Source organism: Mesorhizobium huakuii, assembly GCF_014189455.1.
In the GTDB taxonomy this organism is placed as follows: domain Bacteria; phylum Pseudomonadota; class Alphaproteobacteria; order Rhizobiales; family Rhizobiaceae; genus Mesorhizobium; species Mesorhizobium huakuii_A.
In genome coordinates, this window is sequence record NZ_CP050296.1 from 758,730 (window position 1) to 771,979 (window position 13,250).

Genomic DNA, 13,250 nt, shown 5'->3' on the forward strand with positions numbered 1-13,250 from the left:
AGGGCGGCGTCAGCTCGACGACCGCCCTTGTTGTCAGCTCCTCAGCCCCGGCGCTTCCTGCCCCGTGCGCTCGACATATTCCGTATAGCCGCCGCCATAGGTGTGGATGCCTTCGGGCGTCAGTTCCAGCACGCGGTTCGACAGTGCCGCCAGGAAATGCCGGTCGTGCGAGACGAACAGCATGGTGCCTTCATATTGCGACAGCGCCTCGATCAGCATCTGCTTGGTGGCGATGTCGAGGTGGTTGGTCGGCTCGTCCAGCACCAGGAGGTTGGGCGGGTCGAACAGCATCAGCGCCATCACCAGCCGCGCCTTCTCGCCGCCTGACAGCACCCGGCATTTCTTCTCGATCTCGTCGCCGGAAAAGCCGAAGCAGCCGGCAAGTGCCCGAAGCGGCGCCTGGCCGGCCTGCGGGAAATTGTCTTCCAGCGTCTGGAACACGGTGCGCTCGCCTTCGAGCAGCTCCATGGCGTGCTGGGCGAAATAGCCCATTTTCACGCTCGGTCCCCGCGCCACCGTGCCGGTATCGGGATCGGACGCGCCCGCCACCAGCTTGAGCAGTGTCGACTTGCCGGCGCCGTTGACGCCCATGATGCACCAGCGCTCGCGGCGGCGGACCTGGAAGTCGAGCCCCTCATAGATGCTGCGACTGCCATAGGCCTTGTGCACGTTCTTCAAGGTCACGACATCCTCGCCGCAGCGCGGCGCCGGCTGGAACTCGAAATTCACGATCTGGCGGCGCTTGGGCGGCTCGACGCGGTCGATCTTGTCGAGCTTCTTCACCCGGCTCTGCACCTGGGCCGCATGCGACGCGCGCGCCTTGAAGCGCTCGATGAAGGCGATCTCCTTGGCCAGCATCGCCTGCTGGCGCTCGAACTGCGCCTGCTGCTGCTTGTCGGCGATCGCCCGCTGCTGCTGGTAGAATTCGTAATTGCCGGAATAGGCGGTGAGCGAACCGGCATCGATCTCGACGATCTTGTTGACGATGCGGTTCATGAACTCGCGGTCGTGCGACGTCATCAGCAGCGCGCCGTCATAGCCCTTCAAAAACTGCTCCAGCCAGATCAGGCTTTCCAAATCGAGATGGTTGGACGGTTCGTCGAGCAGCATGACATCGGGCCGCATCAGAAGGATGCGGGCCAGCGCCACGCGCATCTTCCAGCCGCCCGACAGCTTGCCGACATCGCCGTCCATCATCTCCTGGCTGAAGCCGAGACCATCGAGCACCTCACGCGCCCGGCCGTCCAGCGCATAGCCGTCGAGTTCCTCGAAGCGATGCTGCGCCTCGCCATATTTCTCGATGATCTCGTCCATCCGGTCGGCCTGGTCGGGATCGGCCATCGCCGCCTCCAGTTCCGCCATCTCGGCCGCCACATCGCTCACCGGCCCAGCGCCGTTCATCACTTCGGCGACAGCGCTATGGCCCGCCATGTCGCCGACATCCTGGCTGAAATAGCCGATGGTGACGCCACGATCGACCTGGACCTGGCCTTCGTCGGGCTGCTCCTGGCTGGTGATCATGCGAAACAAAGTCGTCTTGCCGGCGCCGTTCGGCCCGACAAGGCCGACCTTCTCGCCCTTCTGCAGGGAAGCCGACGCCTCGATGAAGACAAGCTGACGGCCGTTCTGCTTGCTGATGCTTTCAAGTCTGATCATGCGGTTTCCGGACTGGGCCTGCGCTGAAAGGATTTGCCCGGCGCCTTACGCGAATGCGTCTGTCGGGGGAAGAGGCCCAAGCGCCGCAGCAGGCGGCGAGGTCGGATGAGGGGTGCTCCAGCTTGGCGCCGACAGCACTCCGTCACCCACCCCTCAACCGTCTCGGCGCTAGCGCGCCGATCCACCTTCTCCCACAGGGGGAGAAGGAAAAACCCGCCCAGAAACACTCCAGAAACAAGATTCAACATCCCGGAAAAACTGGCGAAAAGATCGTCTGCGATAACCATTCCTGTAGCAACCGAACGGCGGTCGCCACACAACGCAGAGGGATGGTCCCGACAATGCAACGACGTTCGACCGGATGGATGGCTGCCGTAACCGGCATTTCGCTTGCCATGCTTGCGATCGCACAGTCGGGTGCACAGGCGGCGGTTACCCGGAGCGAATATTGCAGCCGGCTCGGTCTTCAACTCGACGGAGCCATCCAGACCAAAGCCGAACCCGGTGCCAGTGCAAGCCAGATCGCGCAGGCAACGGCACTGCAGGACAAGGCAAACCGGTTCTGTGCCGAGCGCAAGCAGGCGCAAGGCATCCGGACTTACGCCAACGCCCTGAAACTTCTCGGCGTGACACCGGTCGACCTCGACCAGTGACAGCAGCCATCAAAGGAAAGCCCATCATGAACAAGCCCTTCCTCTCCGCCCTCGGCCTGGCCATCGCTCTCGGTCTGGCAATGCCGGTTATCGGCACCGCCAATGCGGCGGCCACGACCACCACCACGACCGCTCCGGCGACGACGACCGCCCCCGCGACCGCTCCGGCGGCTCCCGCTGCCGTGGACGCGGCGAAGACGCCGGTCAAGGCGGCCGCGCACAAGCGTCACCGGTACCACAAGAAGCACCACGGGCATGTGCGCAAGCACGCTCACCGGCACGCGGGCAAGAGGCACGGCCACAAGCACGTCGCCAAGAAGCACCACCACAAGCGCACCCACAAGAAGCACGGTCACAAGCACGCCAAGGCGGCTTGATCGCTAACTTTCTTTCTGACTTCCTCCCGGGAAAAGGCCGCCACTCGCTAGAAAGCGAGGGCGGCTTTTTCTGTGTGCAAATGGCGAGACTACCTAGCTGAAAGTGCGCGAAAACAGGCGCATACAGCAATTCCACGATTCAGATCGTGAACGCCTCAAGCCTCGCCGAGCGCCGCCCGAACCTCCCGCCCGCTCATGCCGCTGTCGAAGACTGAGGTGCCAGGATCGAAGCGCCTGGCCTGCGACAGCGGCCCGACCACGACCGGATCGAAGCCGGCGTCGCTCACCAGCCGCACCGCCAAGGCAACAGCCTCTTCGTCATCTCCGGCAAGCGGGATGCCGATCCTGTCGCCAACGCGGTGCGCCTGCGATTGCAGCGTCGTCCACATCACCGTGCTGAAGGCGCGAACCAGTTTCGCGCGCGGCAGCAGGCGCGCGACGGCAAAAGCCACGCCGTCCTTACGGGCCAGCCCTGCGTCGCCGGAGGCCGCGCCGTCGCGCGGCGGGTCGGGCACGGTGGCGTCGAGCAGCACCTTGTCGCCGAGCGCTGCCGCGATCTCGGCCGCGACACCAGGCCAGGCCCGAAACGGGATGGCGGCCAGCACGACATCCTCGCCCGCGACGGCATCGATGGCCGAGCCCGCCACGGCCTTGCCGCCAAGGCCGGAAAGCATCGAGCGCAGCCGCTCGGGATGCCGTACGCCAAAGGTCACCTCATGTCCGGCCTCAGCCCACAGCCGTCCGACCGTGCCGCCGATCATGCCGGCGCCCAGAATTCCTATTTTCATCCTCGCCTCCTGCTGAACTGCCACACTCACCACGGCAGTCTTTTGCCGTCGCGGAAAAAGCCGCCGGTCGGGCCATCATCCGGCAAGGTCGCGGCCCACACGATCCCGGCCGCCCCTTGCGCCACCGGGCGTCCGCCCGGCCCGCCCATATCGGTGGCGACCCATCCCGGGCAGATGGCGTTGACCAGCACGCCGGAGCCGCGCAGTTCCGCCGCCAGCACGCAGGTCAGCGCATTGAGCGTCGCCTTCGAGGTCGAATAGGCCGGGGCGCCTGCCCCCATCGAGGCCAGCGAACCGCCTTCGGAGGAGACATTGACCAGCCGGCCGTGACCGCCCGCCCTGAGCAGCGGCGCGAAAGCCGCCGCCACCCGCCAGGCGCCGAAGACATTGGTCTCGAACGCCTCGCGGATGACTGTCCAGTCGGGCCGCGAGGCGCGCGAACCGGTGTCGTAGTGGATGGCGGCATTGTTGATCAGCACGTCGAGCCGGCCGAACCGGCGCTCGACCTCAGCGGCGGCTTGCGCTGCTGCGTCAGGCGCTGCGACATCGAGCGCAATCGCCTCGAGATGGCCCTCGAGCCCTTTCGCCGCCGCCGCGCCCTTGGCGACATCGCGCACGCCAAGCAGCACCGTGAAGCCGAGTTTCGCCAACTGGCGGCCGGTCTCCAGCCCGATGCCGCGATTGGCGCCGGTGACGAGGGCGACTTTGTTGGGATGTGTGGTCATGTGGGAATGCCTCTGTATGTCGTCTCAGGGAAAGATGGCACGGACGGAATTGATTTATTAGGCGGTGGAGATCGCAATCATTGCGCGATGGAATGCATGAATTGATTGCGCAGGAATCGGGTGTCTTCCGGCATCGCGTCATGCGATCGTCCAGCCATCACGAGGACGGTCCATGCTCACGCTTCACGATTATCTGCCATCGCAAAATGGCTGGAAAGTCCGGGTCCTGCTCGGCCTGCTGGAGATCCCTTACGAGACCCGCATCGTCTCGATTTTCGAGGGCGAGAGCCACACCGATGCGTTCCAAAAACTCAACCCGGCAGGCGCCGTTCCCGTGCTCCAGCTCGAGGACGGCAGTGCCATCGCCGAATCCAATGCGATCCTCGCCTACCTCGCCGAAGGCACGCCGCTCCTGCCGGCGGATCGCTACCGCCGCGCCAAAATCATGCAATGGCTGTTCTTCGAACAGTACAATGTCGAGCCCGTCATCGGCTCGCTGCGCTTCTGGACCTTGACCGGACGGCTCGAGCGCAACCAGGCCATGGTTGCCGGCAAGCGCGAGGCCGGCGCACGCACGCTCGCCGCTCTGAACCGCAGCCTTGGCGAGACGCCGTTCCTCACCGGAAACGACCTCACGATCGCCGACATCGCCGTCTATGCCTACAGCCACCGCGCCGGGGATTGCGGCTTTTCTCCAACGGACTACCCGGCATTCCTCGCCTGGGCCGGCCGCGTGCGCGGCGCCATCGGCGAGGGCTATCCTGTCCACCCCTACAGCATCGACCCGCATTCGGGTGGCTGAGAGCTGGCTCATCCCACCCGCCAGAACCTGTCTGTTTACACCATGGCAGAATAGGGATATTTAATATCCTTAATAGAGTTCGGTCGGCCGGAATCCGTGGATGATCCTGAAAAGCCAAGTCGAATGGGCGCTGCACTGCTGCGCCATTCTCGCCGGCCTGCCCGAGGGGCGCTATCTCTCCACAAAAGCGCTTGCCGAGTTCCACGGCCTTCCCAAGGAGTATCTCTCCAAGGCACTGCAAAGCCTGTCGCAGGCGGGACTGGTCGACACGACGCTGGGTCCGTCAGGTGGATACCGGTTGGCGCGGCCACCGGCCGAACTGACCTTCCTCGACATCGTGGAGGCGGTGGAGGGCAAGGCACGGACGTTTGTGTGCAACAATATCCGCGAGAACAATCCGTGTCGCCCGCAGGGCTATTGCGAAAGCGGCCCTTGCCCGGTGGCACGCATCATGTGGGAAGCCGATGAGGCCTGGCGTGAAAAATTGCGCGCCGTCAGGCTTTCCGACCTCACTGAAGCGCTGGCCCTCGACATTCCGGCGGACCTTTGGAAAAGCAGCTTCGAATGGGTGCTGGAGCGCGCCGGATGACCATGACGGGTCGCAACGGGCGACGGGCCTCTCGTCGCGGATAGAACCCCCGTGATCCGGGTTCACGGGGACTGCCGGACGCCAGGAAGGCGTCCGGCCTGCTCGGTTTACTTCTTGGCCGGATAGGTCAGTTCTTTCTGAGCGGTATCGACCACGAACACCGCCAGCAGCTTTGCGGGCTTCGTCTTGCTGCCGTTCTCGCTCACGCTGTGGCGATCGCCCGGCATCTCCGAGAAGCTCTCGCCGGCCTTGTAGACCTTGACCGGCCCGTCATTGACCTGGCTGCGGATGGAGCCTTCCAGGACCGTCGCGTAGATGAAGGCGGAGCTTGGATGCGTATGCGCCGGCGAGGTGCCGCCGGGGCCATACTCGACCAGAATACCCCTAATGCTTTTGCCCGGAACATTCGGCAGTTCATGCTCATAGACGAGGGTGACCTTGGCCGCCTTCTCGCCCGCGTGATGGGCCCCTGTGGCTCCGGCCGGGCCGGCCAGTGCTGCCGTCACGACGAGAGCAGCAGTGATTGACTTGATCATTTGAAAACTCCTGTGGGTTGAGCGATGGCCGCGCCTGCCGGTCATTTCCGCGCCGAGGCGGCGAACCACTGTTCGAAGGTGATGCGGCCAAGGCGGGGATCGTTGTCGGAGACGAGCGACGTGTCGTTGAGCCGCGCGCCGAAGTAGAGCGCCTCCGGATCGGCCACCACCTCGCGGGGATCGCCGACAGCCTTGAGGTAGCGGGCAACGAGCTCGCTCATGCGCACGCGCTCCGGACCCGAAATCTCGATCATGCCGTTGATCGGCGCGGCGAGCGCGACCCCGGCCATGACATCGGCGACATCGTCGGATGCGATGGGCTGCACATAGGCCGGCGACAGATGCACGGCCTCGCCAACTGTCCCCGACTTGGCGATGCCGGCCAGGAATTCCATGAACTGCGTGGAATGCACGATGGTGTAGGGAATGCCGGAAGCCTTGATCAGATTCTCCTGGGCGAGCTTGGCGCGGAAATAGCCGCAATCCTGCAGGCGTTCGGTTCCGACAACCGAGAGCGCGATATGGTGCTTGACGCCGGCGACCTTGTCCGCGGCGAGCAGGTTGCGGCCCGACGTCTCGAAGAAGTCCATCGCCGCCTTGTCCTCGAAGGAGGGTGAGTTGGCGAGGTCGATCACGACGTCGGCGCCTTCGAGCGCTTCCCGCAGGCCTTCGCCGGTGATGGTGTTGACGCCGGTATTCGGCGCGGCTGCGATCACCTCGTGGCCCTGCTTGCGCAGGCGTTCGGTGGTCTTGGAACCGATGAGACCGGTGCCTCCGATGATAACGATTTTCATAAGATGTCTCCGTTTGGGGTCGCGCCGCTTCGATTGATGGGCCGAGGAAAGGTTTAGTTCAGGCCGGCCTTGTCGAGGCCATAAGCCTTGTCCGCGGAGCCCGGCACGGTCCTGAAGGCGACGTTGACACGGTTCCAGGCGTTGATGGCCATGACCGAGAAGGTGAGGTCGGAGATTTCCTTTTCCGAAAGCTGCCCGCGCACGCGCTCGTAGAGCTCGTCCGGGATGCCACTCTCGGGCAGTTTGGTGACGGCTTCGGTCCAGGCAAGGGCGGCACGTTCACGGGGAATGAAAAGGGTCGATTCCCGCCAGACGGCGACATGATGGAGCCGCAGCTCGCTCTCACCGTGGATTTTGGCTTCCTTGACATGCATGTCGAGGCAGAAGGCGCAGCCATTGATCTGCGAGGCCCGGATGTGGACCAGATCGCGGATCTTCTCTTCGATGGCGCCGCGTGTCTCGGCCATGCTGAGATCGATGAGCTTCTTGAACAATTCAGGCGATTGCTGCGCGGCGTTGAGGCGCTGTGTCATGGCTTTCCCTTTTTTGAGGATATTTGATGTCCTTAAGGATATTTAATATCCATAATCTCTGGACAGTAAAGCGCCACCGGCCTAGGATGCGGACATAAGGCTTATGTCGAAAAGTATGAGGGCGAGGATGGATGTCGTATCGGCATTGCGAACGTTCCTGCGCGTGGCGCAGACAAAGTCCTTCTCAGCGGCTGCCATCGACCTTGATCTGACACAGCCGGCGGTATCCCGGCAGGTCTCCGCGCTGGAGGCGCATCTGAAGACCCGCCTTCTGCATCGCACCACGAGCGCGCTCGCCCTGACGGCGGAGGGCGAACAGATGCTGCCGATGGCGCTGCGTGTCATCGAAGCCGTCGAAGCGCTCGGCCAGGCCGGCTGCACCGAAGCGGCAGCCGTATCGGGGAAGGTGAGGCTCAGCCTGCCGACGCCGCTCGGCTTCTTCATCAGCGACCGCCTGGCAACGTTGTTGGAGCGCCATCCCGACCTGCAAGTCGAGCTCGTCCTTCGCGACGGGCCGTCGGACCTGGTCGCCAACGCAATCGATCTCGAGGTGCGCCTCGGGCCGGTCGGCGACAGCAGCCTGATGTGCCGCCGGATCGGCTGGACAACCGCCTTTCTCGTGGCCTCGCCAGCCTATCTCGAGGGACGCGGCACGCCGCGAGTGCCGCAAGACATCAGGGATCACGCCTGCATCTGTTACAGTCGTGGCGGCGACGGCCGGTCATGGTCGTTCTCCGGTGGAGCGGATGAAGTTGTGCTGCGCATCGAGCCCCGCCTTGTCGCCAACAATTCGATGGCCGTCCATCGCGCGGCATTGGCAGGAGCCGGGCTTGCGGTGCTCTCCCACATTCTGGCCGGGCCGGACATCGAAGCAGGCAGGCTGGTCAGGCTGATGCCGGACTTTCCGCCGACGCGCCTGCCGATCAACGTCGTCTACCCCTCGCGCAAGAACGTGCCGCTGCGTGTGACGACGGTCCTCGACTTTCTTGTCCAGGCCGTCCGCGGCGATATTTTGATGGCATCATCAGCCCCCTCGCAGGCCGAACCATCGCCCCTCATTCCCGCGTCCGAAGGCTCCTACTTCTTGCCCTGCGGATAGATCGTCTCGCCGCGTTTCAGCATCGCCACGAAGGTCTCGATCTTCTTCCGGCGGCCAGCCTCGGTCTTCATGTTGTGGGTGCGGAAGGCGAGCGAGAAGCGGTTTTGCGCGCTGAGCTTTTCCAGCATGGCCTTGGCCGCCGGCTCGGCGTTGATCGCCGCCAGCAAATCGTCAGGGATTTTCATCTCCTTGCCGCTGCCATAGGCGCGCGCCCAGCGCCCGTCGGCCTTGGCGGCCTCGACCTGGCTCAGCCCATGCCCGGTCATGCGGCCCTCCTCGATGAGCCGCGCGACATTGTCGATGTTGATCTTGCTCCAGATGCTTTTCTTGCCGCGCGGCGTGTAGCGCTGCAGAAAACTGGTCTCGTCCAGCCCCTTGCGCACCGCATCGATCCAGCCAAAGCACAGCACGACGTCGATGGCCTCTTTCGGCGTGATCGACTTCAGTCCCGACCCGACCTTGTGCACCTTGATCCACACCTCGCTTTCCGTGGCGTGGTGCTGGCCGAGCCAGGCATAAAAACTCGCCGCGTCGGGGAATTCCCGGACCTTGTCGGGATCGACCTTGACCGGCGCCATCAGCGGGCCCGCCGGTTCTGTATTGTTGTCGCTGGCGTCAGTGTCATCTCGCCTCCGTCATCCCGCGATTCCCGGCATCATGGCTTGGTCCACTGCCAGTTTTCGTCAGCAATGGGACACGCTGCCGCAAAGTAGGGAACACACTATCCATCGCCGCGTTGCCGCAAGAGTGCAACCGCCCGATGGAGGGTCCCGATGGCAATAGAGACCATTTTCGCCCATGTCAGCTGCTCCAACCTCGAGGCCAGCATCGGCTGGTACGAAAAGCTCTTCGGTAAGCCGCCGCTGCGCCGGCCCATGCCGGGGCTGGCCGAGTGGCAGTTCACCGACAGCGCCGAGGTGCAGCTCTTCGAGGACAAGGACAAGGCCGGCACCTCGACCCTGACGCTCGGCGTGCTGCCGCTGGCGCCCGAAAGGCAGAGGTTGGTGAATGCCGGCCTTCAACCCGGCCCGATCGAGGAAGCCGACCATTTCTGGATCATGCGCATGCGCGATCCCGACGGGAACCTGGTGGTGTTTGCGAGTACTGAGCGCGACTAACGCTCCCTTCTCTCCCTGCGGCGGGAAGGAGAAGCGCTGGCGCCTCCGCGCGCTCTGCTGTACCACAGCGGGTGCCGCACTCGGGGAACACGCTATGAAATCTCTGCTCCTCGCCTTTGCCCTCGCGCTCCCCACAACCGCCCTCGCCGAACCGGTCGAAACCCGCAAGATCATCACCGCGGTGACCGGCGACTTCAACGGCGACGGCGCTCCCGACCTTGCCATGGTGGTCGAGACCGGGCCGAGCGACCCGATGGACATCCATTTCTTCCTCAGGGATATCGAGCACAATTACCTCAAGCCCGTCGAAATCGTGCGCGAGCAGATCGGTGGCGATTGGAACGGCTACGACCGGCCGGGCTACGAGAACTCCGACGCCGAGCCGGAGCTGACGATGCTGCCCAACGGCTCGATCAAATTCTATCTGCCGGCGCCGGAGATCGGCAGCGAGCGCACCAACCAGACGCTGACCATCGCCTACCGCAACGGCGCCTTCATCGTTGCCGGCTTCGCCTATGAGTCCGTGGATTACCTGCAGGAGAATGTCGCCAGCGCCTGTGACTACAATGTGCTGACCGGCAAGGGCACCAGCTCGAAGCAGCAGCCGGACGGCAGCACCAAGCACAAGACCGTGTCGGCTGAAGGCCAGATCGTTGCCTTCAAGGACTGGAATTCAGGCGACGCCTTCGCCGCTTGCCAGGAATAACTGGCGCCCTGCCCCTGCGGCCGGCATCAGGCCGGTGGCGGCATTGCCGGCGTCAGGCCGTGGCGGCGCATGATCTCCATCATCGCAGCCTTGTCCGGCGGCCCGCCGGCAGCGGCGTTGAGCAAGCCGAATGCCTCACGAAAATAGTCCGGACCGATCGCCGCCGGCGTGATGACGCACAACGCCTTGGCATCCCGGGTGCCATTGTTGTCGAAGCGGTGGACGGCGCCGCGTGGAATGCATAGCGCCTCCCCCGGCCCAACCTCGATCGGCTTGCCGTCGACGGTCCAGGTCAAAACCCCATCGATGCCGTAGATCGTTTCCTCGTAATGGTCGTGGCTGTGCGCCGGCGCGGGCAGGCGCTGGGCGCCCGGCACCATCAGCTCGAAAGCGGCGACACTGCCGTTCGAATTTTCGCCCGACACCAGGAAGCGGACCGACAGCCCCTTGGTGCCGATGATCTCATTGGCAGGGTTGATCTGAAGATCCATGGCAGACATTGCGCAAACCCCTCCGGTAAATTACATTTACTAGTCATCAGTAAACTTAATTTACCGGATCGTCAATGGCCACCTCCACCGAAGTTCTCCAGACCAAGACCACAGACCTTTTGATCGGCGCCCTGCTGCGCGTGCCGGCACAGGCGATCCAGCGCCGGCTGATCAAGGAACTCAACGCCGCCGGTTTCGACGAATTGCGCCTGCCGCATATGGCGGTGCTGCAGTTTCCCGGCCCGGACGGCGCGCGCCCCGGCACCATCGCCGAACGTGCCGGCATGAGCAAACAGGCCATCAACCAGTTGCTCAGCAGCCTCGAAAATTACGGCTATATCGTCCGCTCCGACGGCGAAGGCAGCGCGCGCGTGGTGCATGCCACCGAACGCGGCCACGCCGCCTTCTGGAAAATGGTCGACATATTGCGCGACATCGAGGAGGAGTGGCGCAGCGAGCTCGGGCCGGAGCGCTTCGACCAGCTGAAAGGACTGCTGTTCACCGTCTGGGATAGTCCGCTGGTGCGCTGACCGAAACCGCGTTCGTTCACGGCACCATCGGCATTTCCGATGGTGCCATCGGTTTCTTCCGTTTCCTCCGGGCACGCCGACCTGCCAATCCCCTGCCCTTGTCCAATCCAGCAAAGGCAGAGCGATATGAACCTTTCAAACCAGAAAATCCTGATCGTCGGCGGCGGCTCCGGCATGGGTCTGGCGCTGGCCAGGCGCTGCGTCGAGGCCGGTGCCACAGTCATCATCGCCGGGCGTAGTGAGCAGAGGCTGCGACAGGCGCGTGAGGGGCTTGGCAATCCCGCCGGCGTGGAGGTCGCCGTCGTCGACATCGCCCGGGAAGACCAGGTCGCCGCGCTGTTCGCCGAGATCGGCGGCCTCGACCACATCGTCAGCACGGCGGCCGACATAGAAGGCGCCTACAGGCTGCTGCCGGAGCTCGACCTCAAGGCGGCGCAACGCGCGGTCGACAGCAAACTCTTCGGCCCATTGCTGCTTGCCAAGCACGGTGCGCCACGGCTGGCCGCGAACGGCTCGATGACATTCGTCTCCGGCATCGCCGCCTACCGGCCGGCCGCGCGCGGCTCGGTCGTCGCCGCCGTCAACGCCGCGCTCGAAGGGCTGGTGCGGGCGCTGGCCGTCGAACTCGCGCCGATCCGCGTCAACGCCGTCTCGCCCGGCTGGGTCGACACCGAGATCTGGGCGCAGGTTGCGGGTGACCGCAAGGCCGAAATGCTTGCCGCGATGGCCGAGCGGTTGCCGGTCGGCAGGGTCGGCCAACCCGAAGACATCGCCGACGCTCTCTTCTTCCTCATCGGCAACGGATTTACCACCGGCACGACGCTGCATGTCGAAGGCGGGCACCGGCTGGTCTAGCCGGTGGCGGCTTTCGACAGGGAGTTGTTTGAAAACAATGCTTTGGAGCTATCCCCCGATTCAAGTTCTGAACCCGTCTCGACGCGTTCCGGCACCAGCGTGTCGCGCGCGGCGGCGAGCAATCGCCGGAGCGCCGGCGGCTGGATGCGCCGGCGTCGCCAGACCATCGTCAGCGGTGCCGCCTGGGCCCGGCCGGGCCAAGGCAGTTCGACGAGGTCACCGCGCGCCAGCGCATCGCTGACGGCAAGGCGCGGAACGAGGCCCAACCCAGCCCCCGCCGCCACCAGCCGGGCAATGGCGCCGATGCTGCCGACTTCGGAGGCAAGCCTTGGCGCCACGACACCCGCCTCGGCAAAAGCAGTGTCGAACATGTGCCGGTAGATGCATCCGGGCTCCGTCACCACGAAGCGCAGCGCTGCAAGGTCTGCCAAGTCGCGCGGCGCGGTGCCTTGTCCCGGGGCCGCGACCAGAACCAGCGGTTCGGCCCCTATCGCACGTCTGGCCAGGCGCGCATCGGCGTCCTTCGCACCGTCGCGACGCTCGAAGCAGAAGGCGACGTCGATGTCGCCGTCCTCCAGCAGGCGCCGCAGTGTGCCGCTGTCGGTCACCTTCATCCGCACGGTGATATCGGGATGCCGGGCTTGGAATCCCGGCAGCCAGGGCGCCAGCCGGGCCGAGGCGATCGTCTCCAGCGCGCCTATGGTCAATGCCCCGCTGGTGCGCCCGGCGGCCGCCAGCACCGCGGCACGCGCCTCGCCGTCGAGCCGCAGCAGCTCTTCGGCGATCGGCTGCAGCGCGAGTCCCGCCGGCGTCAGCTCCAGGCCGGACTTCGAGCGTGTGAACAGGGCAGCACCAAGCTCAGCCTCCAGCGCCTGGATCTGATCGCTGACACTCGATTGCGCGAGGTGAACCGCCTCGGCGGCGCGCGTCATGTTGCGGCTGCGCGCCACCGCGAGGAAGGTTTTGAGCAGTCTTGGATGCATCGCCTGGCCGACACC

At 64.6% G+C, this 13,250-nt stretch carries 18 protein-coding genes; 9 read left to right on the plus strand and 9 right to left on the minus strand.

Annotated elements, in window-relative coordinates; all coding sequences use genetic code 11:
- Positions 1-33 precede the first annotated feature (33 nt).
- Complete coding sequence (locus HB778_RS03660; protein WP_027052319.1) at positions 34-1,656, minus strand: ABC-F family ATP-binding cassette domain-containing protein; 1,623 nt, start codon at positions 1,654-1,656, stop codon at positions 34-36.
- A 365-nt stretch (positions 1,657-2,021) separates the two neighbouring features.
- Between HB778_RS03660 and HB778_RS03665 the strand changes: the two genes are divergently transcribed.
- The gene (locus HB778_RS03665) at positions 2,022-2,309 is read left to right on the plus strand and encodes a hypothetical protein (RefSeq protein ID WP_244661799.1); all 288 of its coding nucleotides are present in this window, start codon (positions 2,022-2,024) and stop codon (positions 2,307-2,309) included.
- Positions 2,310-2,335: 26 nt separating this feature from the next.
- Positions 2,336-2,686 (plus strand): hypothetical protein, encoded by a 351-nt coding sequence (locus HB778_RS03670; protein WP_183461554.1) that lies wholly within the window; start codon positions 2,336-2,338, stop codon positions 2,684-2,686.
- 155 nt (positions 2,687-2,841) lie between these two features.
- Here the strand turns inward: HB778_RS03670 and HB778_RS03675 are convergent, their stop codons facing one another.
- Together HB778_RS03675 and HB778_RS03680 are read right to left on the minus strand one after the other, a co-directional pair.
- The gene (locus HB778_RS03675) at positions 2,842-3,474 is read right to left on the minus strand and encodes an NADPH-dependent F420 reductase (protein WP_183461556.1); all 633 of its coding nucleotides are present in this window, start codon (positions 3,472-3,474) and stop codon (positions 2,842-2,844) included.
- 26 nt (positions 3,475-3,500) lie between these two features.
- Positions 3,501-4,199 (minus strand): SDR family NAD(P)-dependent oxidoreductase, encoded by a 699-nt coding sequence (locus tag HB778_RS03680; protein WP_183461558.1) that lies wholly within the window; start codon positions 4,197-4,199, stop codon positions 3,501-3,503.
- 172 nt (positions 4,200-4,371) lie between these two features.
- Here HB778_RS03680 and HB778_RS03685 point away from each other — a divergent pair, with 172 nt between their 5' ends.
- Positions 4,372-5,001 (plus strand): glutathione S-transferase family protein, encoded by a 630-nt coding sequence (locus tag HB778_RS03685; protein ID WP_183461561.1) that lies wholly within the window; start codon positions 4,372-4,374, stop codon positions 4,999-5,001.
- Positions 5,002-5,101: 100 nt separating this feature from the next.
- Positions 5,102-5,590: an RrF2 family transcriptional regulator gene (locus HB778_RS03690; protein ID WP_095200625.1), complete on the plus strand. Its 489-nt coding sequence runs from the start codon at positions 5,102-5,104 to the stop codon at positions 5,588-5,590.
- 107 nt (positions 5,591-5,697) lie between these two features.
- Here the strand turns inward: HB778_RS03690 and HB778_RS03695 are convergent, their stop codons facing one another.
- Genes HB778_RS03695 through HB778_RS03705 form a run of 3 tightly spaced genes read right to left on the minus strand, consistent with a single transcriptional unit; the run spans position 5,698 to position 7,453 of the window.
- Complete coding sequence (locus HB778_RS03695) at positions 5,698-6,126, minus strand: cupin domain-containing protein (protein WP_183461563.1); 429 nt, start codon at positions 6,124-6,126, stop codon at positions 5,698-5,700.
- Between the two features lie 41 nt (positions 6,127-6,167).
- On the minus strand, positions 6,168-6,920 hold the full coding sequence (locus HB778_RS03700; protein ID WP_183461565.1) for an SDR family oxidoreductase: 753 nt from the start codon (positions 6,918-6,920) through the stop codon (positions 6,168-6,170).
- 53 nt (positions 6,921-6,973) lie between these two features.
- A complete protein-coding gene (locus tag HB778_RS03705) occupies positions 6,974-7,453 on the minus strand; it encodes a carboxymuconolactone decarboxylase family protein (RefSeq protein ID WP_183461567.1) in 480 nt (159 codons plus the stop codon).
- A 127-nt stretch (positions 7,454-7,580) separates the two neighbouring features.
- Between HB778_RS03705 and HB778_RS03710 the strand changes: the two genes are divergently transcribed.
- Positions 7,581-8,552, plus strand: a complete 972-nt coding sequence (locus HB778_RS03710; protein ID WP_183461569.1) for a LysR family transcriptional regulator — start codon at positions 7,581-7,583, stop codon at positions 8,550-8,552.
- Here HB778_RS03710 and HB778_RS03715 read toward each other — a convergent pair.
- Complete coding sequence (locus tag HB778_RS03715) at positions 8,531-9,130, minus strand: YdeI/OmpD-associated family protein (RefSeq protein ID WP_183461570.1); 600 nt, start codon at positions 9,128-9,130, stop codon at positions 8,531-8,533. The genes HB778_RS03710 and HB778_RS03715 overlap by 22 nt on opposite strands.
- A gap of 195 nt (positions 9,131-9,325) precedes the next feature.
- Here HB778_RS03715 and HB778_RS03720 point away from each other — a divergent pair, with 195 nt between their 5' ends.
- Together HB778_RS03720 and HB778_RS03725 are read left to right on the plus strand one after the other, a co-directional pair.
- A complete protein-coding gene (locus HB778_RS03720) occupies positions 9,326-9,670 on the plus strand; it encodes a VOC family protein (protein WP_183461572.1) in 345 nt (114 codons plus the stop codon).
- A 94-nt stretch (positions 9,671-9,764) separates the two neighbouring features.
- The gene (locus tag HB778_RS03725; protein WP_183461574.1) at positions 9,765-10,376 is read left to right on the plus strand and encodes a hypothetical protein; all 612 of its coding nucleotides are present in this window, start codon (positions 9,765-9,767) and stop codon (positions 10,374-10,376) included.
- A 26-nt stretch (positions 10,377-10,402) separates the two neighbouring features.
- On the opposite strand, the gene HB778_RS03730 is transcribed toward HB778_RS03725, so the two are convergent.
- Positions 10,403-10,876, minus strand: a complete 474-nt coding sequence (locus tag HB778_RS03730; protein WP_183461576.1) for a cupin domain-containing protein — start codon at positions 10,874-10,876, stop codon at positions 10,403-10,405.
- A gap of 65 nt (positions 10,877-10,941) precedes the next feature.
- Between HB778_RS03730 and HB778_RS03735 the strand changes: the two genes are divergently transcribed.
- Both HB778_RS03735 and HB778_RS03740 read left to right on the plus strand, forming a co-directional pair.
- The gene (locus HB778_RS03735) at positions 10,942-11,397 is read left to right on the plus strand and encodes a MarR family winged helix-turn-helix transcriptional regulator (RefSeq protein ID WP_183461577.1); all 456 of its coding nucleotides are present in this window, start codon (positions 10,942-10,944) and stop codon (positions 11,395-11,397) included.
- Positions 11,398-11,523: 126 nt separating this feature from the next.
- Positions 11,524-12,252 carry an SDR family oxidoreductase gene (locus HB778_RS03740; protein WP_183461579.1) on the plus strand — a complete coding sequence of 243 codons (729 nt, stop codon included), beginning with the start codon at positions 11,524-11,526 and terminating at the stop codon, positions 12,250-12,252.
- On the opposite strand, the gene HB778_RS03745 is transcribed toward HB778_RS03740, so the two are convergent.
- Entirely contained in the window at positions 12,249-13,235 is a 987-nt protein-coding gene (locus tag HB778_RS03745; RefSeq protein WP_183461581.1) for a LysR family transcriptional regulator, read from the minus strand. The two genes, HB778_RS03740 and HB778_RS03745, sit on opposite strands and share 4 nt — an antisense overlap.
- Between the last annotated feature and the right edge of the window lie 15 nt (positions 13,236-13,250).

What these genes read in the sequence shown, in the direction of transcription:
- HB778_RS03730 (WP_183461576.1), bottom strand. Translation starts at nt 10,876, where the DNA reads ATGTCTGCCATGGATCTTCAGATCAACCCTGCCAATGAGATCATCGGC.
- HB778_RS03725 (WP_183461574.1), top strand. Translation starts at nt 9,765, where the DNA reads ATGAAATCTCTGCTCCTCGCCTTTGCCCTCGCGCTCCCCACAACCGCC.
- HB778_RS03735 (WP_183461577.1), top strand. Translation starts at nt 10,942, where the DNA reads ATGGCCACCTCCACCGAAGTTCTCCAGACCAAGACCACAGACCTTTTG.
- HB778_RS03660 (WP_027052319.1), bottom strand. Translation starts at nt 1,656, where the DNA reads ATGATCAGACTTGAAAGCATCAGCAAGCAGAACGGCCGTCAGCTTGTC.
- HB778_RS03740 (WP_183461579.1), top strand. Translation starts at nt 11,524, where the DNA reads ATGAACCTTTCAAACCAGAAAATCCTGATCGTCGGCGGCGGCTCCGGC.
- HB778_RS03720 (WP_183461572.1), top strand. Translation starts at nt 9,326, where the DNA reads ATGGCAATAGAGACCATTTTCGCCCATGTCAGCTGCTCCAACCTCGAG.
- HB778_RS03675 (WP_183461556.1), bottom strand. Translation starts at nt 3,474, where the DNA reads ATGAAAATAGGAATTCTGGGCGCCGGCATGATCGGCGGCACGGTCGGA.
- HB778_RS03685 (WP_183461561.1), top strand. Translation starts at nt 4,372, where the DNA reads ATGCTCACGCTTCACGATTATCTGCCATCGCAAAATGGCTGGAAAGTC.
- HB778_RS03665 (WP_244661799.1), top strand. Translation starts at nt 2,022, where the DNA reads ATGGCTGCCGTAACCGGCATTTCGCTTGCCATGCTTGCGATCGCACAG.
- HB778_RS03700 (WP_183461565.1), bottom strand. Translation starts at nt 6,920, where the DNA reads ATGAAAATCGTTATCATCGGAGGCACCGGTCTCATCGGTTCCAAGACC.
- HB778_RS03680 (WP_183461558.1), bottom strand. Translation starts at nt 4,199, where the DNA reads ATGACCACACATCCCAACAAAGTCGCCCTCGTCACCGGCGCCAATCGC.
- HB778_RS03695 (WP_183461563.1), bottom strand. Translation starts at nt 6,126, where the DNA reads ATGATCAAGTCAATCACTGCTGCTCTCGTCGTGACGGCAGCACTGGCC.
- HB778_RS03690 (WP_095200625.1), top strand. Translation starts at nt 5,102, where the DNA reads ATGATCCTGAAAAGCCAAGTCGAATGGGCGCTGCACTGCTGCGCCATT.
- HB778_RS03710 (WP_183461569.1), top strand. Translation starts at nt 7,581, where the DNA reads ATGGATGTCGTATCGGCATTGCGAACGTTCCTGCGCGTGGCGCAGACA.
- HB778_RS03715 (WP_183461570.1), bottom strand. Translation starts at nt 9,130, where the DNA reads ATGGCGCCGGTCAAGGTCGATCCCGACAAGGTCCGGGAATTCCCCGAC.
- HB778_RS03670 (WP_183461554.1), top strand. Translation starts at nt 2,336, where the DNA reads ATGAACAAGCCCTTCCTCTCCGCCCTCGGCCTGGCCATCGCTCTCGGT.
- HB778_RS03705 (WP_183461567.1), bottom strand. Translation starts at nt 7,453, where the DNA reads ATGACACAGCGCCTCAACGCCGCGCAGCAATCGCCTGAATTGTTCAAG.
- HB778_RS03745 (WP_183461581.1), bottom strand. Translation starts at nt 13,235, where the DNA reads ATGCATCCAAGACTGCTCAAAACCTTCCTCGCGGTGGCGCGCAGCCGC.